Annotated in this window: 20 protein-coding genes and 2 pseudogenes; 12 read left to right on the top strand and 10 right to left on the bottom strand. The window is 49.6% G+C overall.

What is annotated here, in order from left to right:
- Window positions 1-321 precede the first annotated feature (321 nt).
- From M1K58_RS14385 to M1K58_RS14340, 10 genes are all read right to left on the bottom strand, one after another.
- Window positions 322-1,767, bottom strand: coding sequence for an L-fucose/L-arabinose isomerase family protein (locus M1K58_RS14385; RefSeq protein WP_256759545.1), 1,446 nt, complete (start codon window positions 1,765-1,767; stop codon window positions 322-324).
- Window positions 1,768-1,821: 54 nt separating this feature from the next.
- Complete coding sequence (locus M1K58_RS14380; RefSeq protein ID WP_256759544.1) at window positions 1,822-4,392, bottom strand: beta-mannosidase; 2,571 nt, start codon at window positions 4,390-4,392, stop codon at window positions 1,822-1,824.
- Between the two features lie 125 nt (window positions 4,393-4,517).
- Window positions 4,518-6,107 carry an ABC transporter substrate-binding protein gene (locus tag M1K58_RS29690; protein WP_256759543.1) on the bottom strand — a complete coding sequence of 530 codons (1,590 nt, stop codon included), beginning with the start codon at window positions 6,105-6,107 and terminating at the stop codon, window positions 4,518-4,520.
- Between the two features lie 74 nt (window positions 6,108-6,181).
- Window positions 6,182-7,090: a carbohydrate ABC transporter permease gene (locus M1K58_RS14370; protein WP_256759542.1), complete on the bottom strand. Its 909-nt coding sequence runs from the start codon at window positions 7,088-7,090 to the stop codon at window positions 6,182-6,184.
- 11 nt (window positions 7,091-7,101) lie between these two features.
- Window positions 7,102-8,004, bottom strand: a complete 903-nt coding sequence (locus M1K58_RS14365) for an ABC transporter permease (protein WP_256759541.1) — start codon at window positions 8,002-8,004, stop codon at window positions 7,102-7,104.
- Between the two features lie 200 nt (window positions 8,005-8,204).
- Window positions 8,205-10,541, bottom strand: a complete 2,337-nt coding sequence (locus tag M1K58_RS14360; protein WP_256759540.1) for an AraC family transcriptional regulator — start codon at window positions 10,539-10,541, stop codon at window positions 8,205-8,207.
- A gap of 103 nt (window positions 10,542-10,644) precedes the next feature.
- Window positions 10,645-11,418, bottom strand: coding sequence for a sugar phosphate isomerase/epimerase family protein (locus M1K58_RS14355; RefSeq protein WP_256759539.1), 774 nt, complete (start codon window positions 11,416-11,418; stop codon window positions 10,645-10,647).
- 17 nt (window positions 11,419-11,435) lie between these two features.
- Window positions 11,436-13,892 carry a hypothetical protein gene (locus tag M1K58_RS14350; protein ID WP_256759538.1) on the bottom strand — a complete coding sequence of 819 codons (2,457 nt, stop codon included), beginning with the start codon at window positions 13,890-13,892 and terminating at the stop codon, window positions 11,436-11,438.
- The gene (locus tag M1K58_RS14345) at window positions 13,889-15,025 is read right to left on the bottom strand and encodes an SGNH/GDSL hydrolase family protein (protein WP_256759537.1); all 1,137 of its coding nucleotides are present in this window, start codon (window positions 15,023-15,025) and stop codon (window positions 13,889-13,891) included. The genes M1K58_RS14350 and M1K58_RS14345 overlap by 4 nt, the downstream gene beginning before the upstream one ends.
- A 13-nt stretch (window positions 15,026-15,038) precedes the next feature.
- Window positions 15,039-16,109, bottom strand: a complete 1,071-nt coding sequence (locus M1K58_RS14340) for a Gfo/Idh/MocA family protein (RefSeq protein WP_256759536.1) — start codon at window positions 16,107-16,109, stop codon at window positions 15,039-15,041.
- 328 nt (window positions 16,110-16,437) lie between these two features.
- On the opposite strand from M1K58_RS14340, the pseudogene M1K58_RS29685 reads away from it, so the two are divergent.
- The 12 genes and pseudogenes from M1K58_RS29685 to M1K58_RS14290 form a co-directional block, all read left to right on the top strand.
- A pseudogene (locus M1K58_RS29685) lies at window positions 16,438-16,530 on the top strand (TetR family transcriptional regulator); the annotation flags it as partial.
- A gap of 27 nt (window positions 16,531-16,557) precedes the next feature.
- Window positions 16,558-16,836: a hypothetical protein gene (locus tag M1K58_RS14335; protein WP_256759535.1), complete on the top strand. Its 279-nt coding sequence runs from the start codon at window positions 16,558-16,560 to the stop codon at window positions 16,834-16,836.
- A 3-nt stretch (window positions 16,837-16,839) separates the two neighbouring features.
- Entirely contained in the window at window positions 16,840-17,769 is a 930-nt protein-coding gene (locus tag M1K58_RS14330; protein ID WP_256759534.1) for an FN3 associated domain-containing protein, read from the top strand.
- 77 nt (window positions 17,770-17,846) lie between these two features.
- Window positions 17,847-18,314 (top strand): S-layer homology domain-containing protein, encoded by a 468-nt coding sequence (locus M1K58_RS14325; RefSeq protein ID WP_256759533.1) that lies wholly within the window; start codon window positions 17,847-17,849, stop codon window positions 18,312-18,314.
- Between the two features lie 314 nt (window positions 18,315-18,628).
- A pseudogene (locus M1K58_RS29680) lies at window positions 18,629-18,688 on the top strand (S-layer homology domain-containing protein); the annotation flags it as partial.
- A 6-nt stretch (window positions 18,689-18,694) separates the two neighbouring features.
- Window positions 18,695-18,925, top strand: coding sequence for an S-layer homology domain-containing protein (locus tag M1K58_RS14320; RefSeq protein ID WP_256759532.1), 231 nt, complete (start codon window positions 18,695-18,697; stop codon window positions 18,923-18,925).
- 606 nt (window positions 18,926-19,531) lie between these two features.
- Window positions 19,532-20,704 (top strand): nucleotidyltransferase family protein, encoded by a 1,173-nt coding sequence (locus M1K58_RS14315; protein ID WP_256759531.1) that lies wholly within the window; start codon window positions 19,532-19,534, stop codon window positions 20,702-20,704.
- 38 nt (window positions 20,705-20,742) lie between these two features.
- Window positions 20,743-21,780: a phosphoenolpyruvate carboxykinase (ATP) gene (locus M1K58_RS14310; RefSeq protein ID WP_256759530.1), complete on the top strand. Its 1,038-nt coding sequence runs from the start codon at window positions 20,743-20,745 to the stop codon at window positions 21,778-21,780.
- 1 nt (window position 21,781) lies between these two features.
- Window positions 21,782-22,201, top strand: a complete 420-nt coding sequence (locus tag M1K58_RS14305; RefSeq protein WP_256759529.1) for a hypothetical protein — start codon at window positions 21,782-21,784, stop codon at window positions 22,199-22,201.
- Window positions 22,202-22,205: 4 nt separating this feature from the next.
- On the top strand, window positions 22,206-22,880 hold the full coding sequence (locus M1K58_RS14300) for a glycosyltransferase family 2 protein (RefSeq protein ID WP_256759528.1): 675 nt from the start codon (window positions 22,206-22,208) through the stop codon (window positions 22,878-22,880).
- On the top strand, window positions 22,868-23,725 hold the full coding sequence (locus M1K58_RS14295; RefSeq protein ID WP_256759527.1) for a glycosyltransferase family 2 protein: 858 nt from the start codon (window positions 22,868-22,870) through the stop codon (window positions 23,723-23,725). Before M1K58_RS14300 ends, M1K58_RS14295 begins: the two co-directional genes overlap by 13 nt.
- Window positions 23,718-25,415: an ATP-binding cassette domain-containing protein gene (locus M1K58_RS14290; RefSeq protein ID WP_256759526.1), complete on the top strand. Its 1,698-nt coding sequence runs from the start codon at window positions 23,718-23,720 to the stop codon at window positions 25,413-25,415. The genes M1K58_RS14295 and M1K58_RS14290 overlap by 8 nt, the downstream gene beginning before the upstream one ends.
- Window positions 25,416-25,689 lie beyond the last annotated feature (274 nt).

The following is a 25,689-nucleotide window of genomic DNA, read 5'->3' as shown; positions in this document are numbered from 1 at the left end:
CAACCTTGAAATACTTAGGATTTGCTGAAATTATAATGGAACTATTATAACTACAGGAGCTTGTATAGTATAAAAAAGCTTGCAACTTTATTTAAGGTCGCAAGCTTTTTTCGCTTTATAGATGTTACGGTGAAACGTACCATAAGTAACGGCGAAAATGTTACTTATTGTCTGTTGACTTATTGTCTACACGTCAGCTCTTTTTCAGAATTATTGCGGGAAATCGGAAGACTCAAGTTAGTTAATTGTGCCATCGCAGAAAAAAGCATCGCCTATAGGCTATAGCCGCATAGGCGATGCTTTTTGGTTTACTAGTACGATTCAGACCATCTCCAGCTCCATGCCGAGAACGTTCGCCAATCGCTTGATCTGCGAGCCCTTATGTCCGACGCCCAGAGCAAAATGATGCGTAGGTCCGGCGGCGCACCATCTCTCGATAAAGTCCGCGACGCTGCAATCGAAGCTGCAGCGCGTGTTCGTATTTCCGGTTTGTGGAATTTCGCCTTTGATCGATTCTCCTTCGGCGGCAATCATTTTGAAGCGGCCGTCCGCGGTCTGAGAGATGCCGAGTAGCGTAACCGGTCCGGCTTGGATGCTGAACTCCACGCCAATGCCGGAGCCGCTTTTGCCGTGGAACAAGTCCAAACCGCGAATGACCGGACGGCTGTCGCTGATCTTGACGTTATGCGGACCGTCATGCCCGACGAGCACGATCTCGTCCACGAAATCGCAAGGGTGCAACTCGGCGAAGGAACCGCCCGCGTCCAACCGGTCCATGATCAGCATCGCCGCGCACGTCTTGAGATCCGCTTCTCCCGCGAGCGGGATTCCCTTGCCGGTGAGAAGCGAATTGCCGAGGACCATGTTCGAGCTGATCCGTTCGTATTCGTTGTTGTCCAGTCCTCGATAGTAATAAGCCAAGCCGGTCAATCCGTTTTCCATGACCAGCTTGTCGAGCCCGACGGCCACTTTGGCCGACCATTCCAGATCCGCTTGCTTGATCGGCCTCGTGATCGGATCGATGAATGGATCGGCGATCGTGAAGACGGCCTTGATTTCTTCGAGTTTATCCGCGATTTCGCTCGCCTTCGCGCCGTTAACCAGCTTTGCGAGGTCGCACATCTCCAGCATCTGGACGTGGGATCCGAAGGCCGCCGTAAACGCGGTAGGGTCGGAATTCATATCGTACATGCCTTCGTAAGTATGGCCCAAGTAGCCGATCCGCGCGTACTTGAACGCTCGCCGCGCATTCGCGACCTGACACCACGATTTCAATTCGCGGGCGACCCTTGGATCGTCGCGAAGCGTCCCCACGATCATGCCCGCAGCCGGTTTGCCCGCGCGCACGAGCACGCCGCCGATCTCGGGCAGCGAGCAAATGTTATCGTTCGCCAGCTGCATATAGGTCGTCGTATTCCGGTAGTCCAACCTTTTAAGCGGCTGCAGGGCAACCAGCACGGTCGGCACTCCGAGGTTCATAATGGCCGTCGCAGCCGACGACGATGTCACGTACGTGCCGAGATTGCAGAAAAGGAAGTCGACATCGCTGACCCTCAATCGAGCGGCCGCAGCGAACGATTTGTCCACGTTGTCGACGAATCCGGCCGACACGATCTCCACGTCGTAACCGCTTAGCATTTTCTCGAACTCGCGTCCGTAACCTTCAAGCTCTTCCTTCAACCCTGGGAATTGTCCCCAATACGGTTCGTGACCGACCGTGATGACGCCTATGCGGGCTTTCGCCTTCGTAAACGCAGCTATACTCATTTCCTCTTCCACCTTTTTGCGAATTGCAAGATTGATTGAATGATTGATAAATGATTAATTCCAACTGATCAGCTCGATTTCCCAATTCCCCTCGTCTCTGACACCGCTAGCTTCCGTAATCGAACTCCGATAATCGATCGTTCTTCGCTCGCCGGGCAACAGATCGAAATAATTGTCCGAGAAAACAAACTCGCCGTGCAACAGGACGGCTTTGGCATACCTGTCCGCGGTAACGACCAGGCTCCCGCCTGCGAATTCGTCCTCCCTGGACTCGATTCGCACTCCGGAAGGCTGAAGCTTCATGTCAGCCGGAATGCCGGTGAAATACATGCATCTGTCTTCGCCGAATGGACCGGCGATATCCATGACCAGAACGTGACGGTCGTCGAGCTTCGATTCCAGATCCTCCAATAACACCGTTTCGACAGCAGACGAGTTTCCGGCTCCGACCTCGAAATCAAACTCCCGCGTCCAAACGGCGGAGTCGTCGGCCGTGCTGGCCAGCTTCAGCACGCGCAGCGTTCCCGTTCCCCGGATCGCCTCCGGCTTATCGTTGCAGACCCAAAACTCGTATCGACCGTCTTCTTCCTTCCTTTCGATAGAAGCGGCAATCGGTCGGGCGGCTTTCTTGAATCCGTAGTAGCCGCCCTTCGGGTACCCGTAATAATCGACGAGACTCCATCCGCTCGCAGGCCAGCAATCGTTGAACATCCAGAATAGAATGCCGCCCGTATAAGGCCGACTGCGTCTGTAGGCCTCGACGACAAGGCGGGTAATCTCATGCTGAACGTAGGACATGCGCCGAATCTTCTCGACCGTCGCGACGGCCGGGGTCATCAGCTTATCGGCAAGCATCTCAAGAGCGCGGAAGAGCGTAAAGTCGACCAGCCCGGGATGGTTCTTCGTATGATACTCCAGCATGTCGAACGAAGGATCGTTCAGGTCCTCCTCGCTCATGAACCGCCTTAGAGAATGGATCTCCGGCGTGCCGAACATCGGGAACTCCGGACAGAACCGGCTAAGCAATCCCGCGAAGTAAGATCGATAGCCCCGCATTTCCGTATGGCGCAAGAAGTCGAACATATCGAACAACGCACCGGTGTAATGGGCGGTACCGATCGTGAACGAGTTGTTCTTGTTGCCGCCGAACGGGCTCGTCGGCAGGAACGAACGGGATGGGTCGAGCTCCGCGCACAGCCTGCCCGTAATTCGCTCGGCGATCGCCCGTCCGGGATAGTCCGGATCTTCTTCGTCATCGAACATGCCGTTCTCATTGTCGCCGTTCCACCAGACGAGGCTCGGGCGGTTGCGAAGCGAACGGATGACACCTTCGGCCTCGACGGTTAGCGAAGAAGTCCATTCCCCGTCTTCTTCGGGATACGTACCGCATGCCATCATAAAATCTTGGACGACGAGAATTCCCAGCTTGTCACACCAGTCCCAGAAGAGCTCCGGTTCGTAGATGCCCCCGCCCCAGCAGCGAAGCATCGTCATCCCTGCATCCCGGGCGAGACGAAGCAGATTCTCGTAATGCGAATTCGGGATGCGCGATGGAAAGGGATCGCTCGGCACCCAATTGGCTCCTTTGCAATAGATCGGAACGCCATTCACCAGCAGCGTGAACCCGCTTCCGGGCCGCTCCCCGTTAATGTCCCATTCCGCGCTTCGAGCGCGCAACTTTTCGGTTGTCCGCGCTTCGGCGCTCCCTGGCTTATCCTGAAGCTGCTCGATTCGCGCCGTGCGAACGCCGAACGCGCACTTCCACTCGTCGACGATTCCCGCTTCTCCGTAGAGCTTCGCGACCGCCTTGTACAACGGTTGACTGCCGTATCCCGCAGGCCACCAGAGCTCGGGCTCCGCCAAGTCCGCCGTCAGATCCAGCTTGTTCCCAAGCAACTTCCGCGAGACCTGCCATACGATGCGGCCGGTAGGATCGAGGATGACAGCCTCTACTCTGAGTGGTTGCCCGTCATGCCGGGTCGTCTCCAAAGCGAAGCCGATGGCCGCTCCCCTTCCGTCGATCGCCTTTGTATGGACATAGAGATCGTCGATCGCCGCGACGTCCTCGAAGACGAGACGGACCGGACGCCAGATGCCGTAGCTGACGAGACGTCCCACCCAATCCCATCCGAACGTGCACTGCATGCGCCGCACGTAGAGACGTTCGCTCGTGAACGCCGCTCCACGACCGCTATAGGGCTTATTCTCAATTCCCTCCGCGACGGTGAGGAACCTGACCTCGAGCTCGTTCGTTCCCGTCCGAAGAAATCCCGATACGTCGAAGCGGTATCGGACGAACATATTGTCCGTCCGCGCTACTCGCGTCCCGTTCAGATACACATCCGCGAAAGTATCCAGCCCCTCGAATTCCAGCACCGTACGCCCCGCGTCCAAGCGATCGACCTCGAATTCGCGTGAGTACGTCCATCGCCAATGCTCGACCCATGCGCAATCTTCCGCCTGCTTACGGTAACCCGGATCGGCGATAAATCCCGCCGCGAGCAAATCCTGATGCACGTGTCCGGGAACGCGGGCATCGATATCGATGCTCGCCGGACCGCCTTCCGGTCGTTCGCCTTCGCCTTTTAACTTCCAATCTCCCGTCAATAGGATCGTTCGTTTCATCGTCGTTGTCCCTTCCTTGGTTGTTCCGCTAACCGGCATCGGAATGATTAACGTTTGAAGAGAACGGCGGCCCTACTACCATGTAGCAGAGCCGCCGTCGTCGGTTCGATCGGGTTCAAATCGATTTAGCTATTTGCCGATTTCCAAGCGTCGAACTGTTTCTGGGCTTCGACCAGAATTTTGTCCATGCCGGCATCGTCCAATCGTTTCTGCAGGTTCGTGTAATATTTCTCGAAGTCCGGCATGGAGCCCGTCGTAAGGATCGGATTCGCTTCCTTCTGGATGGCGCTCACTTGCGCGATCTCCGTCTTCACCGACTCGGGATTAAAGATGAAACCGAGAATGCCCGAGGCTTTGCCGTTGTCGTTATTCTTCCTCATCGCTTCCAGCGCGGCAGTGGAGTTCCAGTTGGAATCCCATTGGTCCCATAGAGGTCCAAGCCAGTTGTGCCAGATCGCCCACGTTTGTTCCGAGCCGCTCGTGGCTTCGATCGTCGGATTGCCGTCTTTTACCGTTCCGGATTTGACCGTGTAGTTCTTGCCTTCGACGCCATAGGCAAGCGTGTTCAACAAGTACTTATCGCCCCAGATCAGGTCAAGCAGCATCATCGCTCTTTCCGGATTTTTGGATGTGGCGCTGATGGCCGATGCGGCCGATGTCATTGAATTTGTCGAGATGGTCGGATAGCCGGACAGCGTCTCCACCGTCGGGAAGCCATAAGTAGCCGTCGACTTCGAACCGTCCTCTGTATACCCGCCGGAATCGCGCATGACGGCGTATTTTCCAGATTTGGCTTCGGCTAGGTAATCCGTCTTAATGGCCGCATCCTTGGCGATGTAACCCTTCTTATAGAAATCGTTGATCGTCTGGTAGTTGGCCTTGTTCTGTGCGACGTCCAGAATCTTGACGACTTTGCCGTCCTGTTCGCTATAAGAGATACCCGGAGAAATCGTCGTGTAATCGTACAAGGTAACCCCCGAAGCCGTCCCGTTGGCCGTAGCCAGGAGCGGAATCATATCGGGTTCGTTCTTCTTGATCTCTGCCAGGAACGGCTCCAAATCTTGAATGCTCTTGACGTTCTTATAATCGAACTTATACTTCTCTACCATATCCTTCTTGAACACATGGGCGCCTGCCGGAGAGTACGGAGTCTGCGCCGGAATTGCCATGATCTTGCCGTTATAGGTCACCGCTTTCCAAGCGCGGGAATCTACCTTGGCTAGAATGTTCTGACCGTACTTCTGAAGCAGATCGTCCAGCGGCAGAAGAGCGCCCTTCTGCACGTTATCGCTGATCCGGTTGGATGAGAAGGTCGTGAATACGATATCGTACGGCTCGCCCGCTGCCGAGATCAGCTTCATTTTGTCTTCCCAGCCGGCGTTGTCGATCAAATTGAGGTGCAGCTCGGCATTCAATTTCTCTGAGATAATCTTGTTCGCTTCCGCTTCGACCGTATCCTGATCCTTCATGCTGTCGATCGGCTTTGGCATGTACCAGCTGAGCTTGACGAAATCCTTCGTTTCGCTGCCGGAATCCTCCGGAGAGGCGGCCTGTGAGGCCTCGGATGCGGGTTGCGACGCTTCGGAGCTACCGCTCGGACTCGATGCTGCATTATCCTTCGAATTACAACCACTTATGATAAACATTGCTGCTAGTATTGCTCCCGTTCCTGATAAGAGCAACTTCTTCGATACTTTCGCCTTTGTACGACTCACTTAGATTGCCTCCCTTTTTTTGCGTTTCATCTATAATTAGCATCCATAAGCCAGTAAGTCTTATGGAGTAATTATCAACCTTTAACAGAGCCAACCGTCAAGCCCTGTACGAAATATTTCTGGAACAGCGGGAATACGAGCAGCATCGGTCCTGCGGCCAGAATACACATCGCCATTCTTGCGCTTAGGGAGGGCACGAGCATTCCCGGCTTGACCAGTCCGTATTGAATGGCTTCCGCCGAGTTCAAATACTCCATGTTCTTCAAGACGCGGATGAGCAAGTATTGAAGCTTCATCAGATGGTCATGCTCGATGTAGAGCAAGGTCAGCCACCAGTCGTTCCAGTATTGAAGAGCGAAGAAGAGCCCCAACGTGGCAAGCGCTGGTTTGGATATCGGAATGACGATCTGCGCGAAAATTCTCAGTTCGCCCGCTCCGTCGATTTTGGCGGACTCGATGACCGCTTCCGGAATCGTCTGCAGGAATCCTTTCATGAGCATGACGAACCATCCGCTAATCAGATAAGGTAGAATGAGAGCAAGCATGGTGTTCTTCAATCCCAGCCACTTGACCATCAGAATGTAAGAGGGAACCATCCCCCCGTGAAAAAGCATCGTGAAGAAAATGAAGAAGGCTAGGAACGACCGGAAGCGGTAATCCTTTCGCGAAATGGCATACGCATAGGTGGTCGTCACCCACATCCCGACGATCGATCCGACGACGGTCGTCGTTATCGTCACAAAATACGATTGAAACAACGTCTGCGGACTGTGCAAGATAACCCGATAGGCATCCCAGGTAAAGTTCTTCGGTATGATGGAATACCCGAATTTCACGATATCGTTCTCGCTCTGGACGGAAGTCCCGATGATGACCAAGAACGGAAAGATGCAGGCTGCGCATAGAGCTATGAATAGGAGATGGATGATCAGCTTTCCGACGGGCAGCGGTCTTCTTGCGAGCGTCGTTGCGTATTCTTTCATGGTTTAGCCCCTTAGAAGAGAGAGTTTTCCGGATTTATTTTTTTGACGATGGTATTCGTAATGAGAACTAGGCAGAAGCCGACGATCGACTGGAAGAACCCTGCCGCTGATGCCATCCCGATATCACCCAAATCGATTAACGAGCGGTAGACGAACGTATCGATAACATCCGTGGTGCTATAGAGCAACGACGAGTTCAACGTAACGTTGTAGAACAGTCCGAAATCGCTGTAGCAGATACTGCCGATCTGCAGAATGACCAGCATGATAATGATCGGTTTGATCATCGGCACCGAGATAGAGAACGCTTGCCGGAGCTTGCTTGCTCCGTCGATCTTGGCTGCATCGTAATATTCGGAATCGATGCCCATCAGCGCTGCGTAATAGATGACGGAGCTGTAACCGAGACCTTTCCATACCGCCGCGATCACAATAATGTAAGGCCAGTATTTCGGATCGCTGTACCACATGATAGGCTCTTCGCCAAGAGAAACTAAGAAACGGTTGATAACGCCATATTCCATATCGAACAACGAGCGGAACGCGAACCCGGCCACGACCCATGAAATGAAATAAGGAATGAACAGAATCGTTTGATACGCTCTCACGAATCGACGGCTCAACTCATACAGAAGCAATGCGACCACCACCGAGAGAGTCGTTCCGAGCACGATGAAGGTCATGTTGTAGAGAATCGTATTCCGTAGTACCCGATACAGCGCATCGCCGTGAAAGAGGTAACCGAAGTTGTCAAATCCGACCCAAGGGCTGTTCCATATCCCCAAGTTGTAACGGTAGGACTTGAAGGGCAACAACAACCCGTAGAGCGGCACGTAATTGAAAATAATTATGAGCAGAAATCCCGGCAGCGCCAGCATCGACAGCCCCGCGTTCTTTTTGATAATCCTGATCATGCGTCCTGCACTTCCTTTTCGTGTTGCGTTTTGTCCTACCCCAACTTTAGGTGCGGAAGGCGCAGCTGTATATTTTAAAAACGGTATTTTCCTTCAAAAAGCCACAGCCACTACCTTAAAACGGAGTTTAAACGGAAAAACAGAGCCCCGGCGGCTATCACCGAAGCTCTGGCTCTCGAATCTATTCTCTTGCAGTCACATTAATTAATCTTGTTCACATTCCTTTGTAGGGCATATTCCTTAGGCGTAACCTTGTATTTTTTCTTGAACAAGCTGAAGAAGTAGGTTTCGTTTGTAAACCCTACCCTCTGAACGACTTCATAGACACTTAGATCCTCTTGAATGAGGAGCTCTGCAGCTTTGGACAGCCGCACGCCGTTGATCAGATCAGGGATCGACAAATTCGTCGCTTCCTTGTAAATCTTGCTCAGGTTACGTGAGGAGATCTTCATCATGGATGCGATTGAGGGTAGGCTTAAGGACAAGTCCTGATAATTTTTATGAATATATTCCGTAACCGCATCCACGACGAAAGAGTTCAGCGTATCCGTATTCTCGGTCAGTTCCTTGTTAATAGAGTCCTGAAGTCCGCCCCTTATGATCCGATGGATTTCGGCCATCGTCTCCTTCTCCAGAATGTGGCGGCCGATTGAAGCGATCTGAAGTGAGGGCGCGGCGGATATGTTCGCTTCCTCCAACGCTTCAATCGCCGTATCGACCAGCCTAATGATCGAGACCAAAGCATTGTGGTAATTCAGCGTCTCCATTTCCCCGAACAGATTCGCCAGCACATCCTTCATCGCAGCGACATTGCCCGACTTGATCGTTTCCACGAGCCATTCTTCCAATTCCTTCGAATAGCTGGATTTTTTGCTTTCGGTGTTTTTGCGAATACGTGCATGTGTTATGACCGAACCATGTCCGAGCTGCAGTCGGTACATCGCTAGATCCAATGTCTGATTGTACAGGGAGTGCAAACCGCTAAGCGTATCCGTCTTGTCGCTGATCGAAGCTGTGAAAGTGACTTTGAAAAATCGGGAGAAATGGTCTTGCGCCTCGGTCAGCAGCGTAACCAACTCCGCGGAATAAACGTTATCCTGCTCCGGAACACTTACGATAAGCAGCACATGATCCTCCTTCATATCGATTCCTTCATTCGGATACGATCTAGCTACGATCTCGGAGGCGATGTTGAGCAGCGCGAATCGGAACATTTCCTTATCCTTTGCGCCAAAAGACGTCTGGAACTCTTTGTAATTATCGATTTTCAACAAACATACCGCATGCGAGCCCTCTACGGGCAGAGAAATCCTCATTTCCTTGAACAACGCCGCAAGCTCATGCCGAGAAACCGCAAAGCGCTCGTCGAGCAATCGGCTGAGCCAATAATGCCTCATTACATCCATGTTGTCGTGCTTCTCCTTATAAAACAGTTCGAGCTCTTCCAAGGATTCCTGGTAAACAGTGTTCAGATAGGAGATTTCGTCGACAACTTCGTCCTCCCCTGATCCGCGGTGTCTATCTCGCCTGATTGCATTCACGAGGTTGCCGAACGGCTGATAAATTCTGCGAGAGATCAGAATCGAGATGACGAATGCCAGAACGAGGGCAATTAGCGTGATGATAATAATGCTGGTACGGAGACTTGCGATCGAACGGTAGACTTCGAGAACCGGCTGTGTCTTCAGTAGTGTTAGCCCGGCGCTTTCGATGCTCGAATACGTCACGAGGTAAGGGGTGCCGCCGTGCTTGCTCTGGAAAAATCCATCAGAACCGACATCTGGATGGGCGGCCTTATAGTCCGCCAGATCGGATTTCACCCATCGCATAATCTCGCTGTCGCCCGTGCCGTCTGCCAAAAACTCGCCGGATTGATCCAAGAGAAAAATATTGTCTCCCTTGCGCTTGTCGATCATATTAATCTGCCGGATGTTGTCGAGCAGCCACTCCGACCGGACGTTGATGATAATAACACCGTCGGGCTTGAGATCATCTGCTGAAGTTTCATACATGATATAGGAGAAAACATACTCAGGCTTCGTCTCCCTGTTCACCAGCTTCTTGATATCGCGGAAAATCGGCTTCATTTTCGGCGGCAGCTGCTCCGAATGGTATAGCGCTCCCAGCAGCTGGTCCTCGAAGAACGAGGGACTTCCCGCGCTGTAGGTCTGGTCCAGATTCCGGTTGTAGATCGTTACGGAATGGATATACGGATTGGTCGATGTGATGGAACTGGTTACTTTGTTCAGGCGATTGGCCACGTCGACCATATTTTCCTGCATAGCATACATGACCGCGCCCACGTCGCTATTCAGAAAGAGAGATTTGCACAAGCTGCTGATCGTATCGTCCATGAACGACATATTAAATTTCACTTGGAAAAGGATTTTCTGGTTGGAGGCATACTCGTTCTTCATTAGCAACTTCTGGGTGTTGACGTAGACGACCGCCGACAACGCGATGATGATGAGCAAGATCGCTATGCTGATCCAGAGAACCATTTTGGCATAATAAGCTTTGACCCCAAATCGCTTCATGCGGTTATCCTCCTCAGGTTCGTCGCGACGTTAGCGGGGAGCTTCCGCCGCCTTGCATAGACAATGCCGAAAAGACTGGCATCCGCCAGTCCCTCGTGCGATCTTATTCCGAAATTGCCTTCAGCTGGTCGGCGAGAGCGTGCAGGTTGCCCAGGCTGATCCTTATGCTGTCGAGCGCTTCGCACTCGCAAATATCCTGTTCTACAACATACCATTCCACGCCGTTCCTCTCTCCCCATGTAAGCAGGGACTCGAAGTCGATAATTCCCGTACCGATCTCGGCATAGGTCCTGCGCTCATCGCCTGTCATATCCTTCAAGTGCATCGTGGGCATTCGGCCGCTGTAAGGCTTTATGAATGACGCTGGTTCATGGCCTGCTTTTTTTACCCAGTATACATCAATTTCTGCCAGCACGGCATTATCCGACACTGGTTCGATTAGATAACTCAGCGCATCCATGCCGTGGACGCTTGTATCGAACTCGAAGGCATGGTTGTGGAAACCGACCGTGAAGCCTTCTGACCGCAGCTTGGCAGCCGCCTCGTTCAGTTCCTCCCGCAACCTTAAGTAGCCTTGTTCGTTGCGCCACTCATGGGGTACGGACGGACAGATCAGATGCTTCGTATCCAACAGTGTCGCCTCTGTCATGACGCTCTCCGTATCTGATCGCAATCGTTCTGCAGAGACATGCATGCCTGCCGTCCTCAATCCGGTCTCCCTCAGCACTTCAGCAATCTCCTTCGCAGAATGGCCGTGAAGGCCGGCCGTTTCCACCCCGGCCCATCCCATGCGGCCAAGTGTTCTCAACGTGGCGGGAAAATCCTCCTCGCATTCCTTGCGCAGCGTATATAGTTGAACGGCAAATTTGTGCTTCAATTCGATTCCCCCTCGATTTACCAAGTGATTTCCATCTCGCCGCTTATATTCGGGATAACTACCCTATCGCCGCAAACGCGGCCTTCCAGATTCACATAAGCATTGTCAGCTCTTACCTCGACCGTCCCCGCTTCCAGACTGGCTAATGGCGGGTAGATCGTGACCGTTGCCTCGCGCAGGCCAGTGACGTGGATAAACCGGACCGATACTTTCCTTGGCGTAGGATTAGGCATGTACTCCCGGCAGAAAACGGTCGTCGTCTCAAGCTGATCGACGAAAACGCGGCATTCGTCGTGAAACGTTCGATCCAAAGAATAAGTGGCTGCGTTTTTCCCGGCTCTGACCGTCTGACCGGGAATGACCGGAACCCCGTCGGGGAAGCGCATGCGCAAGGCAACGGAAGTATCCTGCCGGCATCCCGTGAAGTAAAAGCCGTTGTCATGACGGGAGACGAACAGAAGAGCCGGCTTACTCGTTTCTTCGGGCTTCGTCTGCCGCAGCTCGTATCCGAATTCAGCGAGCAGCTGCCGAACGAGAATCGAGAGATCCGCGTAGTCATCGGCTTGCCGAACGGGAAGCTGCGTAACGGTTCCTCCTTCGAACGGCAGAGAACCCCGTACCCAGCCAACCTTACCGCCGTTCCACTCCGGCAGCTCCCTTGTCAACGCGAGAATCCGGGCTTGATCGTCTTGACTCGCCTTCGCACATACTTTAGTAGCCCGATCGACCTCGTCGGCAAGGATTTCGCACAGCGCTCCCCCGCCGATCAGCGGATCGTGCTTGAAGATCCGGAAAGCCTCCGTATCATCAAGTATCGTGTCGGGCTGTAGCGTACACGTAAGCACGAATTCTCCCTCCAGACCGCGATCCTGCCGGATGTTCAGCAAAGTTTGCCACTGCGGATCGGTAACTGTCCCATAGACGATCGCCTTCCCGCCTTCGCGAACAAAGGAAGCCAGCAGCCTGCCATTCGCGCCCGTTAACCCAGAAGCCGGAACGAAAACGATCGTCTCCCGCAGCTTCCCTTTTGCTTCGTCCGTCATAGCCGCGAACTCATCCGTGCTCAGTACGGTATTGAGAGGCAAGCCCTGATTAACCGCATTGCGCACGAACCACTCTTCGAAGAAAATCGTCTTCGACTCATCCTCCGATGCCGCGACGGCCTCGTGGTATTCCCCGAACGGATACAACCAAGTTAAGATGCCCGCTTGATCGGGGAAGTCCTGGATCGCTCTTCGCAAATGGGGAATGACCTCCGCCGGACAATCCGCGTTTAATTCGCCCTTCTCCGTATCGATCGTCAGCAGTTCGATGATGCCGGGATTCTCAAGCTCAGCATCGCCGTTCATCCGGGCGACGGTCAGCGGACAATAGATGTCGTGCGGCTCTCGGTCGTACAGGTCCCACCAAGGATTCTGCCAGAACCAAGGGTCGTTCGGATAGAAGCGATACGGATACGCGTCTCCGGGCAGCACCGCGATTCTCGACATGTGCGAGGTGATTTCCAGCCCGAAGTCGAAGTTGAGCGCTCCCCATGGCGAGTTCGGAGGCGGATACTCGATGTATTTTCTCTTGTACAGCTCCGCAAGAGGAACGAAGTCCTTGGCGAGATCCATCCCCGTCCCGAAGTTGGTGCCGCGTACCTCCGTGCGGTACTCTGGGCATTCCCGTTTGAAGTGCTCCCAGAACGACAGCGTTTTGCCCGCCAGCTCTTCGCGATCGGCCAGCGGCATCGAAGCTCCATCGTAGTTCGCCCCCAAATAAGTCCAAGGGAAATAAGAGAATCCGAAGCCGTTCGAGAACCAAATATAGTTGAACCCGAGCTCCGGCAGGAAGCTGTTGCATTGTCGTCCCAGAAACTCCCCGAAAGGCGTGTCCTCGGGTATGCCATCCGGATAAGCCGCATACGCGGTCCGATCCTCCCGAAGCTTCGACCAAGTGCAGACTACGGTGTAGTCCGCCTTCAGCGCGACCTCCTTGCCGCCGAGCTCGGCATGGTTAATCTCCGGATGCAGCTTGTATTTGAAATCGGAATACGCGAATTCGGGACCCGCGTCGAATGTGGCGCCGACTTCCATCCGGACGCCGAACTTCTCTCGGGCGATCCGCTTAAAGGCGGCGACGATATCGCGAAGATCTGCGTAGGTAATCGCGCAAGCGTCCGGCCGGTAAACCTTAGCTACGCGGGGATCGTTCTTATCCGTATGTCCGAATTTATCCTCGTTCGCGAAGCCGATATAGCGCCCCCATTCAATCTCGCGCTCCCAATTGCCGTCCCAGACGAGAATCTCGCTGCCGTCCGCCACCCAGAGGAGCATCGAGCAGCTATCCGCCATGCCGATCAGAGGCAGCCATTGCCGAATCGCCTCCTCGCATACCGCTTCGATCGTAGACGGTTCCATGCTCGTAAAAGGCTTCAAGCTCATTTCCAGCGTGACTCGTTTCAATCGATTACTCGGCTTTGCTCGTTTCATTCCCCGTCTTCCCTTCTCGTTTGTCGTTCGATGACCGCATGCAGCAGTTCGGCGATGATCGGCTGAAGCGCCTTCGCGATGCGGTCGTATCCCAGATCGGAAGGGTGTATGCCGTCCGTCGTGCAATCCTGGGGATCCTCGCCGAGCAGCAACGCGCCGTCGAAGAAATGAACGTTGCGATCTCCCGAGGAGCGCTGCCGCTCGACCTCTTCCCGCTGCATCCGCTTGCGTTCCTCCCTCCGGGAAGCCTGTTCTCCGTCGAACGCCTCTCTCGCCAGCCGAATCTGCGACAGCACGAGAATCGGAACGACGGGATGACAGGCGCGGTAGATCCGGATAAACTCGGGCAGCGACTCGCGAAGCCGCTCCGCGCTCGGCGTATTGGCCTCGTAATCCAGAATCAGCAAACCCGGGGCTTCGATTTCTCCGATCAGATGGGCGAGCTCCGGCTCCCCCTGAGCGTTGCCGGAAAATCCGAGATTGACGAATTCCAGCGGAAACATTCGGCTTAGAATATTCGGGTAAGCCATGCCCGGCCGGGTCGCGCACGCACCGTGCGTAATCGACGTTCCGTAGAGGAGCACCTTCTTGTCGACGGGGAAACCCGGAAACGCTGCGATCTTCGACGACGGATCGACGCCGAGCAGAAACTCCGTTACTCCCTGATACAAGGGGAGATTCAACGTAATGTCGCGCATCTCCCGAGACAACGAGTCGAACAGCACGGATTCGTACTCCGTCCGGGCAAAGTCGAAGCGCGATGTGTTGATATACCTCTGCTCACCGATCGCCCCGATATAACAATCAACGCCGCATTGGCCCGTAGCGGCCATCTGATACATGTTATAGGGGGCAGCCAGCTTCACCCGCACGTACAGATTCGTGGAATCCGTCCGGAAACGGACCTGTGCGCCGGTCGTGTAATTCGCCAGCCGATCGACTTCCGGCCGGATCGCATGGCTGGTATGTACCGGCAACCTCCGGTAGACGCCATCCCGCTCCAGCCACGGCAAGCCCGTGACGCGGAACGGCGCTTCTAGCGCCGACGACCATTTTAAGTCCTTCCCGGATGGCCCGCCGATCCTCAGATTGCGGTCCACTTGTTTCTCTTCTTCGCGTCCTGTCCCGCTCATCTTTGTCACTTCCCTATTTGATGGTATCCATCATCATCCCGAATATCTCGAGATCCTTCAGATAGTCTTCCGGCGTCGTCTTCGGAGGTATCCCAGTTGCGGCTACTTGATGAAAATATTCGAGCTCGCACGTATAAGCGTCCTTGTACGTCGGGCGGATGACCGTCTCTTCCAGCGCGTCTCCGATCGTCTCCCTAATTCGCAGCGTCGTCGGCAATTGCCTCAAGTACGGCGTATCGTATTGGACGAGAACCGATTTTTTCTCGCCGTACACTTCGATATGGGCGTCGAACCGCCCTTGCTGATCTACGCCCGTTTCGAAAACGGCGTTATAGCCGTCGAATTCCAGAATCGCGGTTTTGAACCTTCCGCCGTGCGAGGACCCGACCGCCTTCACGCTTCTGGGCATACCGAGCATCTCGCGCATCGCGGAGACGTCATGACTGTTCAAACCGAGCAATAGGCCGTATGCGGCGTAAGTCTCGGGGGATTGCTCGCCGATGGCTTCTTTCATGAGCCTGGCATTCCTCATCTTGCGGTCTTGGACGGCTTCGGCCGGGATATCGTCGTACCGGTATACGCGGGTGCCGGATTGGCTCGTGAAGTACGCATTCGGTCCGATGATATCGCGCACCCTCGCATAATTGATCGGCCCGAGCGTTCGGACTTCTTCCAATGCCCTTAGATAGGCCGGCGCGAACCTCCTCATATAGCCGACCATCACTTGGGCGTCCGAGGCGTCCCGTGCCCGAATAATCGCATGAGCCTCCGCTTCGGTCACGCACATCGGCTTCTCGACGAATACGTGAATGTTTCTTTGCAGAGCCGCCACGGTGCAGTCGGTATGGTATTCCATATTATTGAGCACGAATACGGCATCCAGCTCCGTCCGTTCGAGCATCTCTGTCGCGTTGGCGTATAGATTCGAAACCCGGTACTTCTCTCCCATCTTCGCAAGCAGCTTCGGTGAAATATCGCAGAACGCCGCCATCTCGTAAAGCTCCGGCAGCGATTCCAGTATAGGCAAATGAATGATCTGGGCTACTTCTCCTACGCCGATCATTCCGACCTTCAATTTCGTCATCCTGCACTCCCCTTTAATCGGTCCTTCGAGTACAGCAGGCCGGTCGGAACTTGACTGGATACTCGACCTCGCGCCGTCTCGGCAACTTAAATCTAACCGCCGCATCCGGCAGCCGTACACTTCAAATTGTGTATTTTTCTACGATTAGCGGCAGCTGGGTAGGGAATGCGGCAGAATTAAAGAAAAAGACATCTCCTATAAGCTGTTACCTGCCAGGAGATGCCCTTTAGGATAGGAGCGATGATTTTGCACAAAAATAAATTTCAGTTAAAAAGAGAAGCTACCTATACATAACTGATTGAAGCAGGGATGAAATGTTTTTCCGGAAAAAGGCTACGCAGCCACAACGCTGGGGGGTATCGTAGAACTGACCGGACAGACGAAGGGAGCTTTCTACGATCACTTCGATAGTAAAGAAGAGCTGTTTCAACATATTCTTGAGCATCAAATGGAAATTACCGGCGACTGGACGGACATTCCCAAACAATTCAACCCGTCTGAAGCATCGCTGGAAGAAGTGCTGACAGCAACTCTACAGGGACTTGCGCAAATGCTTAAGGATTGTCCCAACTGGATTATGGTACTCGTCGATTCCTACCAGCATACGAAGCATAACAAGGCGATGCAAATTATTGCGTTCAACGAGGGATTTACGATGAGTTCCAATCTTTTTGGAAGTTATGATCCTCAAGTTCTGGTCCAGGGACTGGTCAAACTGGTGCAATAAAGTGTGGGAAATACTGTCGAAGATGACTTCTGTGTTAATCAGGAGCCATCTTTTTTTAGCAGCAGCACCTTGATCCTCGTTTTTGAGTCGGGTACACTAGTATCGCCAAGGGCAACGAGTGGTGCAACAATCTATTACACAACAGATGGCAGCACGCCGACGAGAACGAATGGTCTCGTGTATAGCGCTCCGATCATCGTAAATAGCGCAAAAACGATCAAAGCACTTGCGGTACAAAATGGCATGCGCGATAGTACTATCATGTCAACGTCATACACAATTATCGTGAAAAAATCGGCCATGGATTTGATTAATGAAGCATCGGAATCCGGTGATTGGACTGGAATTAATGAGACGACCTTTGCCAATGCAGATATAACAAGTGTCACGGCGTCAAACTTAGCTGCCATCATATCCGCAATGGACGCAAACGGAACGGCTCCATGGACTGTATCCACAATTCAAGCCATTGTCAATACAGTATTGAACGATAACGTTAAACAAGAGGAACTTGCTTCCATCAATATTGCATCGGAATCCGGTAATTGGACCGGGATTGATGAGACGACTTTTGCCAATGCAGAAATAGCGGGAGTCACAGCAGTTAACCTAATCTCCGTCCAATACTATTTGGAAAACGATTCGACACCTTTGCCAAGAACATTACCTCAAGTTCAAACCATTGTTGGCGAGGTCATTCAAGTGCTGTGGGTACAATCAATCTATAGTTACTTGAATCCTTCCGAAGGCGGACCTAGCCCTACCTTAGATGTATTCGAGGGTGCTGGTATTACTGGAGTAAATTCCTCAAATTTAGATGCCATCTTAGAGGAGCTTAGATTGGCTTATTGGGAATCCAGAAACAATCAACTTGCAACACCCATGTCTACTAAAAAGGATATTCAAGACGTTGTGGATCTCTTCTTACTTTAAAGATTACGAAAAGTTATAATAGCGGCGTAAGGGAAGCAATTCCCTTAGCCGCTATTTTTTAAATGACTCTGAGGAGTGTGCCTGCCACTCATTTTTGGCAACCATCTTCACTTGTTGTGTACATCGAGTATAGTGACGGCACAACAGAAGTCAAACGAGGACGTAACATGGGGCTTGAAGCAGGTGTGCAGGGATTGCAGTTTGAAGCCAACCCTTTGGCCACCTTTAGCCTCGTCTATGCTTTGGAAGTCCCGAAAGAGAAGCTGTTGGCAGCGTACATTCAAGGCTATCCAGAGGGTACATTCAGGCCTAATGCCCCCGTCACTCGGGGTCAACTGACGAGTATGTTAGCGCGATTCTTAACGGAGGGTGATATTCCGGTAGCGACGACCGTTTCATTTGCAGATATCCGAGATGATGCGATCGAAGTGGTGAAGGAAAAGGGATTGTTAACCGGGACAAGCGCAACCACATTTAATCCCTCTGCGCCGATGACACGAGCGCAGATGGCTACGCTGGTGGTGCGCTGGATGGACCGTTTCTAATTACTGTTTCATTAATTACGAAGGGCACTCGTTCGGGTGTCCTTCGTTTCGCTGCGTTTTTCCATCCTCGTCATATGTTGTGGCAATCGACTCTTATCCCAGTCCATGGATACGGCTAGATCCTGTTGGAGAAGGCTATCTTATTTCCAGAAGATCAAACCATTATATTAGAGCGCTGTCCAAGAGATCCTGTGGAATGCGGACTTCAGCGCTATTTCCCATTTACTAGCACGAACTTAAAGTTTTCTTTAGGCTTTATATAAGGGTTAATCTAAAATGATAGAATAGAATAAGGAAATAAAAGGGCGGTACAAGCTAACATTATTAAAGGCTATAATGACGGCAGCTTCCGTCCTGATGCAGAGGTGACGCGTGCCGAGATGGCCGTGATGATTGCCGTCGCTCTGGGTCAACCCGTCAATCAGAACACCGCAACAGGTTTCGCCGACGACAGGGACATTCCGGCATGGGCGAAGGGCAGTATTGCGCTCGTGCAACAAGCAAATATTGTACAAGGTAAAAGCGGAAACAAATTCTACCCGCAGCAATCTGCGACAAGAGCAGAAGCAGTAACAGTAATACTGAAATTGCTGGGACATTTGGATAAGTAAATGGGCCAAGAGGCTGTTTCAAAAGAGAAATCTTCGGAGCAGACTCTTTTCTGTTCTTGCCGTTATCCGGACAATTAGTGACATCGAACATCTCACAAAGCACTAAAAAAAGGTCTATAAATTTCGCTCTAAAGATGTTACGGAGAACCTTACCATAAATAGGGCGAAAGGTCTGATGACCAAAGAACATTCCAGTTTCAGGCGGCTGTACATAGGAACCAAACCACAAGTTCATTTCTTTCATTATTCTTTCATAACACTCTGTTATAATTCCAAAAGTAATAAAAATGGAATGCCGGAGCGATTAAAAATATAGCGCAAATAGAATCCCGTCAGCGATTGGGCATTATCTTTTGGCGGAAACAGTAAAGATTTATAAAGTTATAGTCGGTAGTGAACTTAATATGTATGAGTAACTTCAGAGTCCTTCGGCCAAATTCAATTCGGACTTTACGGTCTACGACTTGTCCCCATATGAATATATGAAAGCGGTAAGCAAGACTCCGAATGAATGCAAACGTATGTATCGAAAAGCGAGCTGATTCTCTCGATTAACTGTGTCTACTCTATTGACAGAGGTACATTAAAGCCACCAAAGAGGAATGGATGAAAAGAATAGATATGAATAATGAGATAGAGAAAGAGTTGCAGAAACGGCTACTTGTTCCGTTCGAGCAAAGGTTGCTGTCACTCCTGTTTAAGGAACATGTGACTATAGAAGAAATAGAGGTTCAGCTTCAAGGTCTGAATATAGATTCGGCTAATCATAATTATCTGCTGATGTTAGCTCATTTTGGGTATCATGTCGATTGGATGGGATTTCCGGAGCATGTCATCCCGCAATTAAAAGGCATCTATCGCTATTATCAGGTGCAGAACGCACTAATGCTGCAGAAGCTTTTTATGAGTATACAAAAGTTGAATGAAAAGAATATATACCCGTTGCTTTTAAAGGGAGCCGCGACGCGTCTGCATTTTGCCCCGGGAGTATCTAGAATGATGGATGATTTAGACTTTGCGCTTGAGGGTGAACAATATGAAAAAGTGGTGTCGATTTTTCAAGATATGGGTGCGGAGTATGTAGTAGAAGCTAAGCATTCAATTACCTATAAGTTGGGAAAGACGGAGTTTGATATTCATCATGTTATCTTTAAGAACAATCTTGAAAAGGGCAGTGATATTTGGAAGAGAGTTGAGCAGATAGAGGTTAATGGCTGTCATTTCAAAGTATTGTCACCGATAGACATGTTTGTACATGTATTAGATTCGCAGTCCCGATGCATATTTACGGATGAAATGCCAGAACGTCGAATGAAATGGTTATATGATGCGAGAATGGTGCTTAAAATGATGCCTGATACGGATTGGGTAGCAATTGCAAAGCGGGCGAACGAACTGCATTGTAGCTATCGGGTCCACTTGATGATGAAATTATTTGCAGCTTGTTTTCCAGAGACCATTTCGTTAGAGGATGTAAAGATTTTATTTGCAGTGGATAGTGGGTATGCCATATGGCTAAAAAACGCAATGGATTATCATGAGATGCTAGTGTCATATGCGAAAGAACGCAGTGCGAACAAAGACACATCAATCACGCTGTGGGTATTAAAGTTAAGAATAAAATACCAACCCTTATGGAAGGAGTACAGGTATTATTCTCACGAATTAAAGAAATTAAGATCTGGAATGTGTTTTGCAAGATATGTTGCAGTACATTATCATTTTAATCGACCAGTGCTGTTGTATCAGAAATATCTTTCACGGTTACGACTTCGTTAATTGGAACAGATACTATGCGAGAAAAGAGAGAATAATGGATGGGTAATGAAAAAGCTACAATTTCCACTTTCTTTGAAAACGTTAACAAACGAATTTTGAAGAAAAACGGGATTCTCTATAAGAGCTTGCAAATCGGATTAGCAGGTAAGATTCTTGAAATTCGATATTGGGATGACATAGAGGTTTCATTAATTCGATCATCTCTTCTGGGAAGAGTACTTTCAAAAGAGCAGTGCGTAGTGCCGGATGCAGTGATCTGGTGCTATACGGATGATGTTAATAACTATATTCCCGATTCGTTTCGCGATAAGCCGCTGCCAGAAGGAGCAATAACCGATGTATATCAGGGAAAGGATACAACGGGATGCATCAAGGTAACTAGAAGTACGGAGATGGAGGGTGCCGACTACATCAGCAAGACCTATTATTTCTGCAGACAAGCAGGCACTGATTATGATGATTGCATGCTGGGACATCCACTTATAAGATGTTTTTATTTTTGGGCGGAGCAGGAGAACTTATTGATTCTGCATTCTGCTGCAGTAGGATTTAATCATAAAGGGGTATTGATAAGTGCTCGGGGCGGTGCTGGGAAGTCAACTTTATCGGTGAGTTGCTTGCTTGAGGGGTTAGATTTTGTGGCAGATGATTATGTTATGATGCGTGAAGTGGGAGAACGAAATGCACTGCCACTCTATACAATGGTTGGATTGAATTCGGATATGGTTCAGATTTTAAAACCGGACATGCCTGTTATCAAGACAGAGGAAAAGCGAAACGGGAAGAAGTTCTTTGATGCATCCGCCTATCCTTTTCAAGAAGAATTACCGATTAAAGCTATTTTGTGTCCAAATGTTACAGAGGGAAGCGAGCCAATGATTGTGCCGACAGACCGAGGTTCGGTATTGGTAAAATTGGTTCATTCCAGCGTAAGCCAGATTGGCGGACGGAGAGATACAGAAATGGTTAAGAGAATGATAGACAGACTGAAGGATTTGCCAGTTTATGAGTTCAGTTTAAGTAAAGACCTTAAGAAGAATGTAACCGTATTGCAAAATTTTATGGAGGGACTTTAACATGTATAAATTAAACGAAGAGAAGATGTTTTATGATATTGCTGACGGGCAGGCCATTGTAATCAATTTTGTTACTGGAATGTATTATGGAGCAAGTGCTCTTGGATCGATGGTTTTAGATACGTTGATGCAGGGAAAGGCACCGAAGCAGATTGTCGATACAATCAAAAATAATGAAGACTGTGTAGTGGACATTGATCAGCGTGTAGAGCAGTTTATTGCTGCGCTTACGGAAAAGGAAATTTTAATTTCAGATGATCAACCTTACAGCCAGGAATCACTGGGCGATTTTGTCGTAGTTGATGGAGATTACAGCCTTGAATTGAATGAATTCGCAGAGGTTCAAGATCTTCTGTTGGCAGACCCCGTACATGATGTGGAAGCAGATATGGGATGGCCTAAGCTAAAAGAAGAGGATTAATACAGTGAAGCTATCCATTATTATGCCTGTATACAATGCGGGACATTATTTAGAAGAAGCAGTGGAATCGATATCGAACCAGACCTGGAATGGAGAGAAGGAAATTATTATTGTGGATGATCATTCAGAAGATAATTCCTTCGCCAAAGCCCAGAGTTTGGGTGATCGTGTGATCTCGGTGGAACATGGTGGTGCAGCAAAGGCAAGGAATGTCGGACTCAAGATGGCCTGTGGGGATTATGTATTGTTTCTGGATGCAGATGATGTTTTGTCGCAGGATGCATTGGACAATCTTTTTACTGCCATGGAAGAGGTTTCGAACTGTGATGTTATATATGGAAAGGCAAAAGATTTTGTTTCGCCAGAGTTATCGAATGAACAAAGGATCAGACTGAAGGTAAGAGAACACGGTTATGGCGGTGTATTGCCGGGCTGTGCGCTTATCAAAAAATCGGTCTTTGATCGGAGCGGATACTTCGATGAAAATCTTTCAAGCGGAGAAACTGTAGAGTGGATGATGAATTTGAAGGAAACAGGAGCCGTGGTTCGGGAAATCAATCAAGTAACGTTAAGACGACGCCTTCATATGACCAATACAGGACGTTTAAACCGTGAAGAAGAAATGAAAAATTATGCAGCTATTTTAAGAAAAAGGATGTCAAAGGGATGGAACCGTTAGTATCCATAATAGTGCCAGTCTATAATGCTATGCCTTATTTAAACACCTTCTTAGATTCCGTAGAAAACCAGACCTATGCGCCCTTGGAACTTATCTTGGTAGATGATGGGTCTAACGATGATTCATTCTCGGTCCTTATAGAGAGAGCAGTTATAATGGAAGCAAAAGGTATATCGGTGCAAGTTCTATCCCAGAACCATGCAGGACAGGTGGCTGCTGTAAACCTGGCACTTCCGAGGGTCCATGGCGAACTGTTAACCTGGTGCGATGCGGATGACTACTGGACAGAGGATAGTATTGATAAGATGGTGGAGTGTCTTCTTGCTCATCTTGATGTCAATATGGTGCGAAGCAATGGCTTGATCAAAGATGAGACAGAGAATCCGATTATGTTTAGAGAAAAAGAAAATCAGCCGTTCTTGGCCGATATATTTGATGACTTGTTCCATGAGCGTATCTTGGAGCTTGCGGGTCGATTTATGGTGCGAACGGAAGCCTTGTTTGCCTGTTATCCGAATCGTCAGATTCCGGCATCCACTGTGGATCAGAATCCGCAGTTGCTACTTCCAATCGCGAGCAGAAGCAAGTGTGCTTATCTCAACGAGGAGCTGCATGTATATTGCAGGAGAAGTAGCGGCCATTCCAGTACGAAGCGTAGTTTCACGGAGACTATGAAACGGATAGAAGATATCAAGCAAATGTATTTAAGTATTTTGCCCTATTGTGAATGTGATCAAGAGTACTATCGCAAAGAAGTGGACAATATTACTGCTACATTTAAGAAGACCTTAATGCAAACTACGGTCATGATGGCAAGAAAGAAAGCGGCGACTTGCCTTGAATAAATCACTCGGAGTGAATTTACATACATTATGGAACCTGTTTGGTCGAAAGCGACAGGTTCAATTTTGCGTGCTTGTCTTTTTCTATGTGATAGGTGCAGTGTTAGAGACCGCAAGCATTTCACTTATTTTTCCCTTTGTTGCTGCAATTCTAGATGGGGATTATGAGAGTATAAGCAAAGTTGCTTTTTTTGCGGGAATTGTTTTTATATGTTTTCTAGTAAAAAACGTGTTTGTATATGGGTTAGGAATTGTAAAGCGCAAATATATCGTTAACAATTATAAGAATACAAGCAAGTCATTGTTGCGCATGTACCTGGATCAAGATTATCAATCCTTCACTGATGAAGATTCGTCGGTTCTTATTAATAATATTAACAAATATACGGGTTCTATCTTTCTGAGTATACAGAATATGCTGGAATTTATTGCAGAAGCTGTAGTCATTCTCATGCTTTTGGCTTACATGTGCGTCCTAAATGTCAATATATCGGCGGCTTTGATTCTGGTGTATGTTCTTATCATGATCCTGTTTCATCGGTTTATTTATACTAAAGTGCGAGATACCGGAAAACGTTCCAATCACAGCTTTGACCGAATGAGTGCAGTTACAAGAGAGGCCATAAATGGGATCAAGGAAGTAAAATTGTATAACGCAAAAGACGCAGTGGAGCATCTCTATGAAGGGTATATTGAGGAGAATGTAACCTTAGAAGTAAAGCAGACTGTCTATTCCACGTTGCCTAGACATCTGATTGAATTGATTACAGTGGCTTGTATGTTGATGGCGTTTCTTGCTGTTTATGTAACGAATGGCTCATCCGAGGGCGTCATGTCGAAAATGGCCATTCTAGCCTTGATTTTAATTAGAGTTATGCCAGGAGTGACCAGAATAAATGGTTATTTATCTTCTTTGTATGCCAATTCCTCGGTTTTGGATCGAATGGATGGAGGTTTCTATGAGAAGATTCAAGGGATACTAAAGGAAGACAAACAAAGCAAGTCGCATGCCGTAAATGATCAAGACAAAGATACACGTACTACAGGCAGATTTAATCAGGGCAGCAAAATTGTATGTCGTGATCTGTCTTTTTCCTATGAGAATGGAAAAGAAATTTTGAAGAAAATAAACGTTGAGATTCCTTGCGGAGCTATCGTCGGTTTAAAGGGCCCTTCCGGAATAGGCAAAAGTACACTGTTAAATCTGTTGACGGGTCTTCTTGTGCCCAGCGACGGAAGACTCGATGTGGAGCATGGAGATGGAACGACGGAACAACTTAGCGAGGTAAAGCTTCGTTTCGGATATCTTCCGCAAAAAGTATTTTTGTTGAATGCAACCCTGAAGGAAAATATTGCTTTCTTTCGAGACTATAATCAAGAGAAAATGAAGCATGCTATATCGGTAGCTCAAATAGCAGATATGATTGCAGGGTTAAGTCATGGCGAAGACACCAATCTTGGTGAAAACGGAATTTTTCTTTCTGGGGGACAGTGCCAACGCGTGGGTCTAGCGAGGGCAGTGTATGATTCTCCGGATATCTTGGTGTTGGACGAGGGAACATCTGCATTAGACGAATGCCTTGAAGAGGAAGTTATGAGAGCAGTGTCTAGATTAAATAATCAGACTGTTATCATTGCATCCCATCGAGAATCAACTCTAAAGTATTGTGATTTCGTTTATGAATTGAAGTGATTTGATACAGTAGATAACGAGCAGCTTGAATTGGTAACTATTTACCCAAGCAAACCACTAGCGTTGCAACTCAGCCCACTAGTATTTCTGAAGGCAAAGTCTGATGGTCGTAGAATAAATGATCCGAAAGTCTTTTCGAAGCGAAGAGGGGGCCGAGTTCCGACATATCTGGAGCACAAGATCCATAAACACTCGTCCTAGCAGTTTGAATCGACCTATGTTTTCGACTAAGCTGAGATGCCGATGTGATCTTTTTTTAAATTTAACGATTCCT

The sequence above is a fragment of the Cohnella sp. WQ 127256 genome, assembly GCF_024519285.1.
Classification (GTDB): Bacteria; Bacillota; Bacilli; order Paenibacillales; family Paenibacillaceae; genus Cohnella.
This window is presented reverse-complemented; position numbering and strand designations above follow the sequence as displayed.